Here is a 15080-nt window from a genome sequence, read left to right as displayed (position 1 = left end):
CTTACCAAAAGGTCAAACCAAGGTCTTGATTGCAGGAGAGAAAGGTCAGCGTACCATCATTACAGAAATTAGTAGTGACAATGGTGTAGAAACACGTCGTGTGCTATCTAACAATATTACCAAAGAACCGATTAATCAAGTTGTCTTAATAGGGATCAAAGCTATAGAAGGAGAGGAGGACAAGAAAACACTTCTCATTCCTTCGAATGAGAACATGATTCTTAGTTCTGATAGAAAATTAGTAAATTCTGCTAAGGAGTTACCAAGGACTTCAAGTATTGATGATAACAACTTATTTGTTCTTGGTTCAATAGGACTTCTCTTGAGTTTGGGATTGAGTGTTAGAAAAAGAAAAAATTGAGCATGAAATTTCAAAATTGATAGTAACAGGAGTTTTTCATAAAAATGGTAAAGAATAATTTTAGCATTATGAAAAAGTATTTTAAATATTGCTATGTAAGTAATATATATGGCAATAAACTTAATAGCTTTTTTGGAGATCATATTGGATTATCTTTCCTTGAAATGATGGGGCAAAAGAGCAGTATGATCAAGTTTAGTACGAATCTCTATGTAAATGTCGGTTGTAAAAATAGAGGAAGTTTTAATATTTGATTCTTTTAATTTAAGCAATTCTGTGAATTTTTAACAAATCTCATAAGTAACTCCCTGATGAATCATCTGCTGTTTTCATTATAGTTCTTATGAGATTTTTTCAACAAAATAGGCTCCATAATATCTATAGAGGATTTATCTACTACAAAAATTATAGTTCCTATTCCCAAATTCAGCCCTTCTAGCATGGAAAAATCTGTTATAATAATAGAAAAGGAGGAGCGCATGCAAAAGATTTTATTAGTAGAAGATGATCAGGTCATTCGTCAACAGGTCGGGAAAATGCTCTCTGAATGGGGATTTGAAGTGGTTCTGGTAGAAGACTTTATGGAAGTTTTGAGCCTTTTTGTCCAGTCGGAACCTCATCTGGTTCTCATGGATATTGGCTTACCCTTGTTTAATGGCTATCATTGGTGTCAGGAGATTCGCAAGATTTCTAAGGTGCCGATTATGTTTCTGTCTTCCAGAGACCAGGCTATGGATATCGTCATGGCGATTAATATGGGAGCGGATGACTTTGTGACCAAGCCTTTTGACCAGCAGGTTCTTTTAGCTAAGGTTCAGGGCTTGTTGCGCCGTTCCTATGAGTTTGGGCGTGACGAGAGTTTACTGGAATATGCCGGTGTGATCCTCAATACCAAATCCATGGATTTACATTATCAAGGGCAAGTGTTGAATTTGACCAAGAACGAATTCCAGATTTTACGCGTTTTGTTTGAGCATGCAGGCAATATCGTAGCGCGTGATGACCTGATGCGGGAACTTTGGAACAGTGACTTTTTCATTGATGACAATACCCTCTCTGTCAATGTGGCTCGTTTGCGTAAAAAATTGGAAGAGCAGGGCTTGGTAGGATTTATCGAGACCAAGAAAGGGATAGGGTACGGACTGAAGCATGCTTGATTGGAAACAATTTTTTCTAGCCTATCTGCGCTCTCGTAGTCGTCTGTTTGTCTATCTGCTTGCTTTAGCATTTCTAGTTTTGCTCTTTCAGTTTTTATTTGCCAGTTTAGGAATTTACTTTCTCTACTTTTTCCTCTTGTGTTGCTTTGTAACCATCTTATTTTTCGCTTGGGACATATTGGTGGAAATGCAGGGCTATCGTCAGGAAATTCTCTATGGGGAGAGGGAAGCCAAATCTCCATTGGAAAGAGCTTTAGCAGAAAAATTAGAAGCGCGTGAGATGGAACTCTACCAGCAGAGGTCAGACGCAGAAAGAAAACTGACGGATTTGCTGGATTACTATACCTTGTGGGTTCATCAGATAAAGACCCCCATTGCAGCTAGTCAACTCTTAGTTGCAGAAGTGGTCGACCGCCAACTGAAGCAGCAATTAGAACAGGAAATTTTCAAGATCGACTCTTATACCAATCTAGTTTTACAGTACCTGCGTTTAGAAAGTTTCCATGATGATTTGGTCTTAAAGCAGGTTCAAATTGAGGACTTGGTCAAGGAAATAATTCGTAAATATGCTCTTTTCTTTATTCAAAAAGGCCTAAATGTCAATCTACATGACCTTGATAAAGAAATCGTGACGGATAAAAAGTGGTTACTAGTGGTTATTGAGCAAATTATTTCAAACAGTCTCAAGTACACCAAGGAAGGTGGTCTGGAGATTTATATGGAAGGCCAGGAACTCTGTATCAAGGATACAGGAATCGGGATAAAAAACAGTGATGTCCTCCGAGTCTTTGAACGTGGCTTTTCAGGATATAATGGCCGCCTAACTCAGCAGTCATCTGGCCTTGGCCTTTACCTATCTAAGAAAATTTCTGAAGAACTGGGTCACCAGATTCGCATTGAGTCTGAGGTTGGAAAAGGAACGATAGTGCGGATTCAGTTTGCTCAAGTGAACTTAGTCCTTGAGTGAGAAGAGACAATGAGTTTTTACCCAATCTCTTTTTGCTATATTTCAGGATATTTGAAGACTGTTTTTTACAAAACCAATAATAGAGTTTTTAATACGGAATATAGTATAAATACTGGTTCAAAGTGAAGTTTTGTATGCTTTATACTTTTGTTGAGTATAAAATCTATAAACTAAGGGTGAATTACAAAAATTAATTTGAGATGAAGTGAATTGTAGACTTGGGAAATGTCTCCTATTCGATTTCAGAATGAATCGTTGATACAGGATTAAAAGAACTGCAGCTTTCTTTTTATTTTGAATGAGATAGGTGTATATAGATTTGTGTAACTGGTGTAGAACCGTTTCCAAAGAATTATTGAATGTATCGAATACACACATTCTATTGATTTTGAACCAGTTTTTAATTTCTAAATGTTGTAATAGTTTTATCAAGTAAAAGGAGACTGCCATGATTGGAGACAATATAAAATTCTTACGAAAATCACATAATCTGATATAACCAGAATTTTCACGGATTGTGGGTGTGTCACGAAATAGCCTAAATCGTTAGAAAAACTGAAAAAGATTACTTTCAATAGAAGTGTTGGAAATATTCATTTTACATCTATCAAAGAAACATGGGATAGACCTATATTTTACAAAATGGCAAATTATACTTGGAATGATAGTAAGAACTGCAGTACTTGTGTGATTGCCAATTATTGCACTAAATGTCTGAGTATCGCACTATCTGAAATAAGGAATAGTAGAGATTGTTCTGAGATATGTAAAAAAACGCATTAGCAAGGAGTATCGTATATGCTACCATATCTTAAAACTATTAGATGGTATCTCTTCTTTAATTTTCTTTTTGGTGTAGTATCGAATATCTGCACAGCTTTGTTACCGTATTTCACGCAGGCATTAATCAAAGGGGATTATCAAGTAGCTCTATATGGTTACTCTATGTCAGTGGCAGGCTATTTGAGTTGTAACTATATCCAAATGATACTTGATTGGAAGCAGGGGATTATCTTTTCGACTACTTTGAAAAATGAGTGGTTTCGTTCACTTCTGGGACTCAGTCACCACGATTTCAAGCAGAAAACAGTAGCAGAGTATATTTCCTTTCAATCTAATGACCTAGATTCGTTGGAAAAGGATTACCTTCCTCCATTGATGAGTTTTATCAAACAAATTTTACGTATCATCATTTACGCTTTCATTATTAGCAGAACAATTAATCCTATTGTATCACTGATTTTAATCTTTTCCACTGGAATTAGTATTCAAATTCCTAAAATCGTTGGGAAGTTGACCGCTAATCGTAGACAGGTTTACTTGAAAAAACAAGGAGATTACTATCGAACTTTGGAGGATTTGCTCATGGGACATCATTTGGTAAATAAACTAACTATGTCGCATTTTTTGAATCAACAAAAGAGATCTCTAAAGAATTTGCAGGATAAGTATTTTAAGTATGGTTTGACAAAAATTACAGGCATCTTATTGACAGGTGTTTCTTTTGAATTCATTAGTCTTGTTCTGTTTATTTATTTAGCCTACTCTCTATCTCACCAGCAACTCGGTATTCCTGAGGTGGTGGCGAGTTTCGGATATATTAATGCTTTTTCTGAACCAATACAGGAAATCCTTTATGATTTACAAATGTTAGAGTCCGTAAAGCCTGTAATCAAGAGTTTTCAAAACATTGTTGGGAGACCCGTTTCAGTTCAAGCACCTCAACATTCTTTTGATACGATTACTTTGAAAAATATTTCCAAACAACTGGGAGAATCAAAATTGATAATTACTTCCGCTACGATTCAAAAAGGGGATAAAATTGCGCTTATTGGTAAGAATGGGTCTGGAAAAAGTAGTCTTCTCAACATTTTAAATGGAACAGATGAAGATTTTGAAGGACAAATTGTGCTAGATGGGCTTGTTTTGGACCATCTTTGGGGAAGATTCGGTATGATTCTGCAACAAGAACATACATTTATTTCAAGTTATGAAAATAATGTAACGCTATTCAATAGTTTCAATGAAAAATTCAGAGAAGAAGATTTTGAAAAAATTCCACCACAATCCCTGTCAGGTGGTCAGCAACAACGAATGTATTTAAATCGTGAGAAAAATCGTAAAAATCCATTGCTTATCCTAGACGAACCTTTCTCTGCCTTGGATACTAATCAGTTTAAAATGGAATTGGAAAGAGTTCTGGAACTACCAAGTGCCGTCATTGTTACTTTACATCGCCAAAACGAATTATTAAGTAAGTTTGACCAAGTTTGGGAAATTAAGAATGGAGAACTTGTAATTTTGAAATAGCTAAATTATAAAGAATAAAACGCATAGTATCAAGGTTCTTCTGATATCGTTTTTCTTCTTCGGATAAGGATACAAAAATTTCTTCCTTTCTCTATCTTTTAAATTAATTGATTTCTTCAGAGAAAGACTGTAAAATTTTTGATATAATGTTAAGAAGGGACTGATTCAAGACAGTCATATCTGGTCTTTCTTCCAGTCATTTTTCAAACAATATCAGTTGATAATCAGCTTAAATCAGATCTATCAGTTTGTCTATCTTTCTCTGATGGAGATCATGTCCTATCTTCACTTTGATTATTGGAAAAAAACGGCTCGGTCAGGAGCTAGTATGAATAAGGAGAACAAATGAAACGTTTAAAAATGTTATGGCATATTATGCAGGTTACGGGTTTTACTCGGTTTGCTCTGAGTTTTGTGACCTTTGTTTTTGGGTCAGGAGGCGTGCTTTTCCTAGTTGAACCTGCTATCACAAATTACGGAGACGGTCTTTGGTATGCTTTTGTGACTTCGACGACTGTCGGCTACGGGGATCTCCTAGCTGTGACCTTGATTGGAAGGATTACCAGTGTCTTCTTGACGATTTATGGGCTCATATTTTTTGGCTGTTTATCAGCTGTTATTTTTAATTATTATACCAATTTAAATAAGGAAAGAGGAGAGGACAAATGACTGCCAATTATTCAACACGGGAATACCGTGAGAAATTATACGATGACCTTCATGTTCGATTGAGAGATACAGCGATTTTGATGTGTGCAATTTTTATTGCCTCTATCGGACTAAATATGAATTCAACAGCTGTCATTATAGGAGCCATGTTGATTTCACCTCTCATGACACCGATTGTTGGACTGGGATTCGGTTTAGCTATTTTTGATACGCGTTTAATCAAGCAATCTCTAGAGGTTTTATTGACTCAAGTGTTGGTCAGTTTGCTTGTCTCGACTCTGTATTTCTGGATTTCTCCCTTGTCTTATGCAAGTAGCGAGTTGATTGCACGAACCTCTCCAACCATTTGGGATGTCCTCATTGCTATTGCTGGTGGGATTGCTGGTGTGATCGGTTCAAGGAAAAAAGAAGCAAACAATATCGTGCCAGGAGTAGCCATTGCTACAGCTCTGATGCCGCCTATCTGTACTGCTGGCTATGGTTTAGCTAATGGGAATGTACGATTTTTATTGGGGGCTCTCTATCTTTTCTTGATCAACTGTGTCTTTATCATGCTAATCAACATTGTTGGAACAAGAATTATGATGAGAAAATCTCCCTTAAGTTCATTTAAAGAGCTAAACATTAAAATGAGAATTGGGTTGATATCCTTGATTGTATTATTGATTCTTCCGGCTAGTTATTCAGCAGTCACTCTGACGATAGACCAAGCGCGAAAAGAAGGAATCAAGCAGTTTGTAGGAAAAGAGTTTGCCAATCATACGGTCATTAATCAAGTCTACAAGTCAAGGGACAATGAATTGGTCTTGACGGTTGTTGGAGATCCGATTTCAGAAGAAGAATTAGAAACGCTCCACCAAAAACAAGCCTCATACGGTATTCAATCTGTTCAATTGAAAGTCAATCAAGTTCATAATTCGACAAAACTAGACAGTGATTCGACCAAGGAATTTTATGAAACCATTAACAAGTATATCGATCAAAAACTCTCCGAAAAAGATTCACAAAAAGATCTCGTAAAAGAAAATGAAGCAGACAAGGAATGAGGATATTGACCTTATCAAACCCATGAAAGCAAATCTTGTGTGGTGGTTTGGTCAATCACTACTAGCTCGGATTAAATAATACTCTTCGAAAATCAAATTCAAACCACGTCAGCGTCGCCTTACCGTACTCAAGTACAGCTTGCGGCTAGCTTCCTAGTTTGCTTTTTGATTTTCATTGAGTAAAAATATAAAAAGCAACAGCTGTTTTAGTTGTTGCTTTTTAGGTAGCTAGGATTTTATCTCTTATTTCTCAACTCGTGATTTGTTAGCGATATCAGCTAGGATAGCTTGAACAAAATCATCTACTGAGACAGTTTGTGTTTCTTTTTGACCATAGCGGCGAACGTTAACAGTTCCGTCTTCCATTTCCTTGTCCCCAACGATTAATTGGTAAGGAATCTTGCTGGTTTGTGAAGCACGGATCTTGAACTGCATTTTTTCATTGCGCTCATCGACATCTGCACGGACACCACGGTCACGGAGTTTCTTCGCCACTTCCCAAGCGTAGTCCACGTGTTTTTCGTTAGATACTGGGATGAGGGTTACTTGGTGTGGTGCAAGCCATGTTGGGAAGGCACCCTTGTAGTTCTCAATCAAGATAGCTGTGAAGCGTTCCATAGTTGAGATAACCCCACGGTGAATCATAACTGGACGGTGCTCTTCTCCATCAGCTCCGATATATTTAAGGTCGAAGCGTTCTGGAAGCAAGAAGTCAAGCTGGATAGTTGAAAGGGTTTCTTCTTTTCCAAGGGCAGTCTTCACTTGAATATCCAATTTTGGACCGTAGAAGGCTGCTTCACCTTCGGCTTCAAAGTAGTCAACACCCATTTCATCAAGGGCTGCACGAAGCATGGTTTGGGCATTTTCCCACATTTGGTCGTTATCGAAGTATTTTTCCTTGTCCTCTGGGTCACGAAGAGAGAGGCGGAAGCGGTATTCAGTCAAGTTGAAATCTTCATAAACATCGATAATCAACTGAAGGGCACGTTGGAATTCTTCTTGGATTTGTTCAGGAGTAACGAAGAGGTGACCATCGTTGAGAGACATTTCACGCACACGTTGAAGACCAGTCAGGGCACCAGATTTTTCATAACGGTGCATCATACCGATTTCGGCGATACGGATTGGTAACTCACGGTATGAGTGAACATGGTGTTTGAAGACTTGGATGTGGTGTGGGCAGTTCATTGGACGAAGGACAAATTCTTCCCCGTCACCCATGTCCATAGTTGGGAACATGTCTTCTTGATAATGATCCCAGTGACCAGAAGTCTTGTAAAGCTCAACTGAAGCAAGTGGTGGAGTGTAGACGTGTTGGTAGCCAGAAGCCAACTCTTTGTCTACGATGTAGCGTTCCAATTCACGACGGATAGTCGCACCATTTGGCAACCAGAATGGAAGTCCTTGACCAACCTCTTGAGAAATCATGAAGAGGTCAAGCTCTTTACCAAGCTTACGGTGGTCACGTTCCTTGGCTTCTTCACGCATTTGAAGGTAGTTCTTCAAGTCTTTCTTGTCAAACCAAGCTGTACCGTAGATACGTTGCATCATAGCGTTGTCGCTATTTCCACGCCAGTAAGCACCAGCTACGTTAAGAAGGTGGAAAATTTGGATACGACCAGTTGATGGGACGTGAGGACCACGGCAGAGGTCCACGTATTCACCCTGACGGTAGATAGTTAAACCACCCTCGTCTTCTGAGTGTTCTTCAATCAATTCTAATTTGTAAGGGTCATTTTTGAAGATTTCACGTGCCTCATCTTTAGTCACTTCTTCACGGATAGATGGGAAGTTTTCTTTAACGATTTTTTGCATTTCTTCTTCGATACGAGGAAGGTCTTCGTTGGAGATTTGACCAGCAGTATTGTCAGTATCGTAGTAGAAGCCATCTTCGATGGCTGGACCAACACCCAAGTGAATGTCTGGGAAAAGGCGACGAGCGGCTTGGGCAAACAAGTGAGCAGCTGAGTGACGTAGGATTGGAAGGGCATCTTCGTGATCAGGTGTCACGATTTCTATGTTTCCATCTTCAGTGATAGCACGAGTCGTATCGATGAGTTTGCCGTTGAATTTACCAGCCAAGGCTTTTTTAGCTAGAGAATTGCTGATAGATTGGGCAATTTCAAAAGTTGTAACGCCAGATTCGAATTCACGAACAGCGCCATCTGGGAAAGTAATGTTAATCATAATTTTCTCCTTATATTGGTTATCCATTATTTCTAAAGCAGAAGTGTTTCCCTATTTCGCAGTCTTAAATAAAGAGAAACAAAAAGCAACATCCTCGAAAGGACGTCGCAACGTGGTTCCACCTTCATTTATGTACCTCAAAAGAGAGGGACACCTCTGATTGGCTCTAACGTGGCCACCGTTTTATGTTTTCATAAAAGTCAGTAGAGTAGTATCAGTTTAGGCTTTCTATGCGTTTTCAGCAACCACGCACTCTCTAGTAGAAAGGGACTAAGTGACTTGTCTCTATGGATTATTATAGCATGATTGTGAAAATTTTCAAGATTTTTGTAGATTTTTTTGAATTTTCTTCATTGAAAAGTGCTTGCTATGCTTTGTTAGGAGTAATGTGAAATCATCTTTTTGATAAGTCTGTACCTTGATAAAAGTAGTGTTCTGGATTTAGTAAGAGTGGGTCAAAGGTAACCATTATACAGTATTTTTTGTTATAATATTAAAAAGATATATAAGAGGAAATGAGGAGAAAGAATGACAAAAATAGCTCTTCTTTCAGATATTCATGGAAATACTACAGCCTTGGAGGCTGTTTTGGAAGATACTCGGCAGCTAGGAGTGGATGAATACTGGCTTTTGGGAGATATTCTCATGCCAGGAACAGGGCGTAGAAGGATTTTGGACTTGTTGGATCAACTACCGATTACGGCTAGAGTTTTGGGAAACTGGGAAGACAGTCTTTGGCATGGTGTCCGCAAGGAATTGGATAGCACTCGTCCTAGTCAACGCTATCTCTTGCGCCAGTGCCAGTATGTTTTAGAGGAAATTTCCCTAGAAGAAATCGAAATGCTCCACAATCAACCTCTACAGATTCATCGTCAGTTTGGGGATTTGACGGTAGGAATTAGCCACCATCTTCCTGATAAGAACTGGGGGAGAGAGTTGATTCATACTGGAGCGCAAGAGGATTTTGACCGCTTGGTGACCAATCCACCTTGTGATATCGCTGTATATGGTCATATTCATCAGCAGTTGCTTCGTTACGGGACTGGTGGTCAATTGATTGTCAATCCAGGTTCGATTGGGCAGCCTTTCTTTCTAGATGCCCAGTTACGGAAGGACTTACGGGCCCAGTATATGATTTTAGAGTTTGATGACAAGGGATTGGTAGATATGGATTTCCGACGGGTAGACTACGATGTGGTAGCTGAATTGCAGTTGGCTAAAGATCTTAAACTTCCCTATTTTGAGGTTTATTATGAAAGTCTGGTCAATGGTATCCACCATACTCATCATCAGGAATTTTTGAGAGAACTGGCCCAGAAAGAGGGCTACGATAGGGAGTTAGATGCCTGGTTGAAAAGTGGTAATGATTGACATTACAACTAAAAAGGGTATAATAATAGAAAAAGAAGAGTAGAGGCAGGGTAGCCTCGTAAAAAGGAGAAGAGGATGCAAATTCCAAGTAGATTTACCATTGCGACTCATATGCTGATAATCATTGCCCTCAAGGGGAAGGAAAGCAAGGTGACCAGTGATTTTCTGGCTGCTAGTGTCGGGGTCAATCCAGTCATTATCAGAAAGACCTTGTCCCAGTTGAAGAAGGCAGAGCTGATTTCAGTAGCGCGTGGAACAGGGGGAACAGAGATTGTCAAGGACCTCAAAGACATTAGTCTTTTAGATGTTTATCAAGCGGTCGAGTGTCTTGGTAAGACAGGTCAACTCTTCAGTTTCCATGACAATCCAAATCCAAATTGCCCAGTTGGAGCTCGTATTCATGATGTTTTGGATCAAAAACTGGAGAGAATTCAGCTGGCGATGGAGGCAGAGCTTGGTCAGACCAGTCTAGAACAAGTCGTGGCCGATGCAGAGAGTCAAATGAAGGATTAAGAGGGATAGATGCCTGCAAATGAAATGTCAAAACACTGCTAGAAATCTGGCAGTGTTTTTTTGAGACTGCGTAGAAAAAACTCCTGGGAAATTCCAGGAGAGTATGAGTGGTTATTTAAACTTGAATCCTTCGTAAATAAGCTCTGTTTTTGGATTTTGTTTCTTAATCTGTTTGGCAAGTGACTTCATCATAGAAAGAGGACCACACATATAGACGGTTGCCTGTTCGGGCACTTCTTCTTGCTCAAAATTAAGATAGCCGTCTTTCCTACTGTCTACTAGATGGAGTTCAAAATTAGGATTTTTCTGAGCATAGTCACGGAGCAAATCTAGATAGACTGCATTTTCATTTCCACGGAAGCTATAGTAGAAGTGAACCTGTTTATCTAAAATAGGATGTTCACGGATGTAAGAGATGAAGGGGGTAATCCCAATGCCTCCAGCAATCCAAACCTGATTTTCTCGTCCTTCTTCTATGATCATGTGTCCGTAAGCTCTGTCTACGCTTACTTTGCTGCCGACTTGAAGATTGTCATAGATATTCTTGGTATGGTCACCTGAATTTTTAACAGTAAAGTAACGAGTTTGACCATGACCTCCTGAGATAGAAAAGGGATGCGGAGCACTTTCAAAGCCTTCTTGGAAAATCTTTAGAAAGGCAAATTGTCCTGATTGATAGTTGAAAGGTCTGCTAAGATGGATTTGAATTTCTATAGTATCGTGATTTAAGCGTTTGAGATTAGTAATTTTCCCTAGATAGGGGAATCCAATCTTTTGATAAAGGAAAATGATATAAAAACCAGCCAGTAAGCCTAAAAGGGCATAGCTACCAACAAGAAAACTTAGAAGATTAAATGTAAGGAGACGATTGCCCATCATCATGTAGACGTGAAAGAGTCCCAAAATATAGGCTAGATAAACAAGGCGGTGAATCCATCGCCAAGCTTCGTATTGGATGTATTTGCCTAAATAGGCGACAAGGATGATACTGGCAAAGATATAGATGGCAAGGTTGCCAAACTGAGCGGATAAGCGAGAGCCCCACAGACCGCCCATACTAAAGTTATGCAAGATTAGTAGGATGATGGAGAGAAAGGCTGTGAATTTGTGGACAGTATAGACTCTCTCCAAACCGTGAAACCAGCTTTCTAGTAGGGGGAGACGAGTGGCTAGGATAAAAGTTAGAGATAGGCTTGTTAAAGCTAGTCCTGGAATCATGAATTGGGGAGAAGTGCTCATCCAAGTTAAAATAGTCAAGAGAAAACTAGCTATGATAAAGAGTAGTCCTTTGATTGATTTCATAGAAAATTCCATTTCATTAATATTTTGATTTGTTGTAAATAAATTTGTTACATTTTATCATAGAAAAAGTATGGTGTCAAATTGAGGTATATAAATATCTACTATCATCAAAAAAACTCTCCAATTGAACTGGAGAGTGGCTGTTTATTCTGCAGCTTGTTGCCAACGTTTTGCTAGCATATGAGACAAACTAGAAATGGCTAGGTTAAAGCTGAAGTAGATGAGGGCAATCAGGATATACAGACTGAAGACCTGCTCTGGTTCGAAATAACGGCCCATGAGAATTTGGCTGGCTCCAAAGAGTTCTTGTAGGGCGATAACAGAGTAGAGAAGACTGGTATCCTTAATCACGGTTACAAACTGAGAAATGATAGCTGGCAGCATTTTACGAATGGCTTGTGGGAGAATGATGTGGTAGAGGATTTGGGCTGAGGTAAATCCTTGCGACATTCCTGCTTCGTATTGCCCCTTGTCCACAGCATTGAGACCGCCTCGAATAATCTCAGCTAGAGCCGCTGATGTAAAGAGGGTAAAGGCAGTGATTCCTGCTGGTGTGGATTTCATCTTGAACACTAAAAAGATAGTAAAGATCCAGAGGAGGTTGGGAACGTTGCGCACAAACTCGATGTAAATGCTGGAGATGATGCGCAAGACAGGATTTTTCCCATTTCTCATAACTGCTAGCACTGTCCCGATAAGGGTAGAGAGAACGATGGCAATTAGAGAAATATAGAGGGTCAAGCCAAATCCTTTAAAGATAAAGACTAGGTTATCTGGGGTTAAAACTTCTAAAATGGATTCCATAGTAACCTCCTAAAGTGAATAGGCTTTTTTGTTGGATTGCTCCATCTTGCGACCAAACTGGGCAACAGGGAAGCATAGAGAGAAGTAGAGCAGGGCAGCGCCTAGAAAGGCTGGGATATAGTTTCCGTTAAGAGCCGACCAAGACTTGGTCACAAACATCAAATCTACTCCAGAGATGATAGCGACTGTAGAGGTGTTTTTGATGAGGTTAACAATTTGGTTGGTCAAAGGAGGGAGAATGATACGAAAAGCCTGAGGCAAGATAATCAAGCGCATAGCACTGATATAGGTAAAACCTTGCGATAAGGCAGCTTCCATCTGACCGCTAGGAATAGACTGAATACCTGAGCGAATCACCTCAGCAATATAGGCACCGTGATAGAGTCCCACGCAGAGAACGGCTGTCCAATAAATCGGAATCATGATGATATGGTCACTGATAAGAGGTAGACCATAAAAGACGATGACAAATTGCACCAAAAGGGGAGTGTTTTGGTAAAATTCAACAAAGATGCGAGCCAAAATTCTCAATATTGGACGCTTGCTGGTTGACATGGCTCCAAAGAAGATGCCCAAAACCATGGCTAGGATAAAGGATCCGATTGCTAGGGAAAGGGTGAAGAGGAAACCATTGAAAAATTGTCCAAAATCCTGAAAATAGGCTGTCCAAGATGATAAATCTGTCATGGGGTATCCTCCTTAATCTGCAGTATGGCTAGATGGTTTGAGCTTGTAACGGTCATAAAGTTTTTGCAAACTACCATCCTTGCTCCATTTAGTGACCAAGTTATCAAGATAGTCGTTGAGCTCTGTATTTGATTTCTTAGTAACGATACCGTAGTCAGATGGTTTGAAACTATCATTTAGTAGTACTGTGCGTTTGCTGATGTAGCCAGACAGAATCGAGCGGTCAACGGAAAAGGCATCAATACGATGAGCGTGTAGAGAAGTAATCAATTCTGGATAGGAACCAAGTTCGACGAATTTAAAGGTCAAGCCTTTCTTTTTACCCAGTTCAGTAATCAGGAGTTGGGTGATGGAACCTTGGGCAACACCGATGGTTTTTCCGTTTAGATCCTCAATGCTTTTGATTTTGGCAGACTTATTGACCAAAAAGCCAGAGGCATCTGTGTAGTAGGGGCTGGTGAAGTTGTAGAGTTTTTTACGTTCGTCTGTGATGGTGAAGGTTGCGATATCCATATCGACCTGTTCATTGTCTAGAAGGGGTCCGCGAGTTTGTGCTGTAACTGGCACATAGCGAATCTTGACCTTGAGTTCGTCAGCTACCATCTTGGCCAAATCAGTTTCGATACCAGAATAGGTCCCTGTCTTGGGATCCTTGTAACCGAAGTTGGGAACGTCTTGTTTGACACCGACAACCAGCTCGCCTCTCTTTTGAATGTCTGCGACACTGGTATCAGCCTGGACTGGTTTTGCAGCAACAAGGCCGAAAAGGCTAATCAATAATGCTGATAAAAAGAATTTCTTTTTCATAGGCGCCTCCTTATTTGACTTTGTCACTTTCGTGGTTGATGATTTTACTGAGGAATTGTTGGGCACGAGGTTCGCTTGGATTGTCGAAAAAGTCATCAACATCTGTCGTATCTACTAAAACCTCTCCGTCAGCCATAAAGATGATGCGGTCGGCAACTTCACGGGCAAAGCCCATTTCATGGGTAACGACAATCATATTCATACCATCGTGGGCCAATTTTTGCATAACTGCTAGAACATCGCCGATAGTTTCAGGGTCTAGGGCAGATGTTGGCTCATCAAAGAGGAGGAGTTCAGGATGCATAGCGAGTCCACGTGCGATGGCAATCCGTTGTTTTTGTCCACCAGAAAGCATGGCTGGATAAGAATCTTTCTTGTCCCACATATTTACAAATTCCAGATATTTTTGGGCTGTTTTTTCAGCTTCTTTTTTATCAATTCCTAGAACTTTTATGGGTGCTAGTGTTACGTTTTCTAACACTGTTTTATGCGGATAGAGATTGAAATGCTGGAAAACCATGCCGACTTCCTTGCGAAGGGGCACCAAATCTTTCTGGCTGGCACCAGCAACTTGGTGACCATTTACTAGAAGACTTCCCTTGTCTACAGCCTCCAAACCATTGATGGTGCGGATAAGAGTGGACTTCCCAGAACCAGAAGGGCCTAGGAGTACAACAACTTGCCCTTTTTCAAAACGGAGATTGATGTCGCGGAGTGCATGGTAATCTCCGTAATATTTTTCGACGTGTTCAAATTCTACTAAAGCCATAAGGAATCTCCTTTGTGTTAGATTTTATAACATGATTCTACACCAAAAGATTTGTCTTGTCAAATCATATCTGAAAAAATTCACTAAAATTTTATAAAAAAGCAATCAGGATAGAGAAAAAGCCTAAATC

14 protein-coding genes are annotated in these 15080 nt (G+C 39.6%); 8 read left to right on the top strand and 6 right to left on the bottom strand.

Annotated features, from left to right (window positions below):
- From FBF73_RS05680 to FBF73_RS05650, 6 genes are all read left to right on the top strand, one after another.
- Window positions 1-361, top strand: a 361-nt coding sequence (locus tag FBF73_RS05680) for a G5 domain-containing protein (protein WP_136937222.1), incomplete at its 5' end; no start/stop codon positions are given.
- A 479-nt stretch (window positions 362-840) separates the two neighbouring features.
- Window positions 841-1518, top strand: coding sequence for a response regulator transcription factor (locus tag FBF73_RS05675; RefSeq protein WP_125416121.1), 678 nt, complete (start codon window positions 841-843; stop codon window positions 1516-1518).
- Window positions 1511-2485 (top strand): HAMP domain-containing histidine kinase, encoded by a 975-nt coding sequence (locus FBF73_RS05670; protein WP_136937220.1) that lies wholly within the window; start codon window positions 1511-1513, stop codon window positions 2483-2485. Before FBF73_RS05675 ends, FBF73_RS05670 begins: the two co-directional genes overlap by 8 nt.
- Before the next feature lie 798 nt (window positions 2486-3283).
- Entirely contained in the window at window positions 3284-4795 is a 1512-nt protein-coding gene (locus FBF73_RS05665) for an ATP-binding cassette domain-containing protein (RefSeq protein ID WP_033682171.1), read from the top strand.
- A gap of 345 nt (window positions 4796-5140) precedes the next feature.
- Window positions 5141-5464: a potassium channel family protein gene (locus tag FBF73_RS05655; RefSeq protein ID WP_000825751.1), complete on the top strand. Its 324-nt coding sequence runs from the start codon at window positions 5141-5143 to the stop codon at window positions 5462-5464.
- Window positions 5461-6510, top strand: a complete 1050-nt coding sequence (locus FBF73_RS05650) for a DUF389 domain-containing protein (protein ID WP_136937219.1) — start codon at window positions 5461-5463, stop codon at window positions 6508-6510. The genes FBF73_RS05655 and FBF73_RS05650 overlap by 4 nt, the downstream gene beginning before the upstream one ends.
- 243 nt (window positions 6511-6753) lie before the next feature.
- On the opposite strand, the gene thrS is transcribed toward FBF73_RS05650, so the two are convergent.
- Window positions 6754-8697, bottom strand: a complete 1944-nt coding sequence (gene thrS, locus FBF73_RS05640; protein WP_136937218.1) for a threonine--tRNA ligase — start codon at window positions 8695-8697, stop codon at window positions 6754-6756.
- A gap of 528 nt (window positions 8698-9225) precedes the next feature.
- Between thrS and FBF73_RS05630 the strand changes: the two genes are divergently transcribed.
- Window positions 9226-10068 carry a metallophosphoesterase family protein gene (locus tag FBF73_RS05630; protein ID WP_136937217.1) on the top strand — a complete coding sequence of 281 codons (843 nt, stop codon included), beginning with the start codon at window positions 9226-9228 and terminating at the stop codon, window positions 10066-10068.
- Between the two features lie 75 nt (window positions 10069-10143).
- Window positions 10144-10581, top strand: a complete 438-nt coding sequence (locus tag FBF73_RS05625) for an Rrf2 family transcriptional regulator (protein WP_124787829.1) — start codon at window positions 10144-10146, stop codon at window positions 10579-10581.
- Between the two features lie 111 nt (window positions 10582-10692).
- Here the strand turns inward: FBF73_RS05625 and FBF73_RS05620 are convergent, their stop codons facing one another.
- From FBF73_RS05620 to FBF73_RS05600, 5 genes are all read right to left on the bottom strand, one after another.
- On the bottom strand, window positions 10693-11883 hold the full coding sequence (locus FBF73_RS05620; protein ID WP_169435179.1) for a ferric reductase-like transmembrane domain-containing protein: 1191 nt from the start codon (window positions 11881-11883) through the stop codon (window positions 10693-10695).
- 144 nt (window positions 11884-12027) lie between these two features.
- Window positions 12028-12687, bottom strand: coding sequence for an amino acid ABC transporter permease (locus tag FBF73_RS05615; RefSeq protein ID WP_000443889.1), 660 nt, complete (start codon window positions 12685-12687; stop codon window positions 12028-12030).
- Between the two features lie 9 nt (window positions 12688-12696).
- The gene (locus FBF73_RS05610; protein ID WP_124787827.1) at window positions 12697-13374 is read right to left on the bottom strand and encodes an amino acid ABC transporter permease; all 678 of its coding nucleotides are present in this window, start codon (window positions 13372-13374) and stop codon (window positions 12697-12699) included.
- Window positions 13375-13386: 12 nt separating this feature from the next.
- Window positions 13387-14181, bottom strand: coding sequence for a transporter substrate-binding domain-containing protein (locus tag FBF73_RS05605; RefSeq protein ID WP_136937215.1), 795 nt, complete (start codon window positions 14179-14181; stop codon window positions 13387-13389).
- A gap of 10 nt (window positions 14182-14191) precedes the next feature.
- The gene (locus tag FBF73_RS05600) at window positions 14192-14950 is read right to left on the bottom strand and encodes an amino acid ABC transporter ATP-binding protein (protein ID WP_001229569.1); all 759 of its coding nucleotides are present in this window, start codon (window positions 14948-14950) and stop codon (window positions 14192-14194) included.
- Window positions 14951-15080 lie beyond the last annotated feature (130 nt).

Origin of the sequence: Streptococcus mitis (assembly GCF_005144795.1) — a bacterium.
Classification (GTDB): domain Bacteria; phylum Bacillota; class Bacilli; order Lactobacillales; family Streptococcaceae; genus Streptococcus; species Streptococcus mitis_BB.
Note: the sequence above shows the minus strand (reverse complement) of the source record. Positions and strands in the feature narration are given on the sequence as shown.

Coding starts and splice junctions, on each gene's coding strand:
- FBF73_RS05600 (WP_001229569.1), bottom strand. CDS start 14,950: ATGGCTTTAGTAGAATTTGAACACGTCGAAAAATATTACGGAGATTAC.
- FBF73_RS05650 (WP_136937219.1), top strand. CDS start 5,461: ATGACTGCCAATTATTCAACACGGGAATACCGTGAGAAATTATACGAT.
- FBF73_RS05670 (WP_136937220.1), top strand. CDS start 1,511: ATGCTTGATTGGAAACAATTTTTTCTAGCCTATCTGCGCTCTCGTAGT.
- FBF73_RS05610 (WP_124787827.1), bottom strand. CDS start 13,374: ATGACAGATTTATCATCTTGGACAGCCTATTTTCAGGATTTTGGACAA.
- FBF73_RS05630 (WP_136937217.1), top strand. CDS start 9,226: ATGACAAAAATAGCTCTTCTTTCAGATATTCATGGAAATACTACAGCC.
- FBF73_RS05655 (WP_000825751.1), top strand. CDS start 5,141: ATGAAACGTTTAAAAATGTTATGGCATATTATGCAGGTTACGGGTTTT.
- FBF73_RS05605 (WP_136937215.1), bottom strand. CDS start 14,181: ATGAAAAAGAAATTCTTTTTATCAGCATTATTGATTAGCCTTTTCGGC.
- FBF73_RS05620 (WP_169435179.1), bottom strand. CDS start 11,883: ATGAAATCAATCAAAGGACTACTCTTTATCATAGCTAGTTTTCTCTTG.
- FBF73_RS05675 (WP_125416121.1), top strand. CDS start 841: ATGCAAAAGATTTTATTAGTAGAAGATGATCAGGTCATTCGTCAACAG.
- FBF73_RS05625 (WP_124787829.1), top strand. CDS start 10,144: ATGCAAATTCCAAGTAGATTTACCATTGCGACTCATATGCTGATAATC.
- thrS (WP_136937218.1), bottom strand. CDS start 8,697: ATGATTAACATTACTTTCCCAGATGGCGCTGTTCGTGAATTCGAATCT.
- FBF73_RS05665 (WP_033682171.1), top strand. CDS start 3,284: ATGCTACCATATCTTAAAACTATTAGATGGTATCTCTTCTTTAATTTT.
- FBF73_RS05615 (WP_000443889.1), bottom strand. CDS start 12,687: ATGGAATCCATTTTAGAAGTTTTAACCCCAGATAACCTAGTCTTTATC.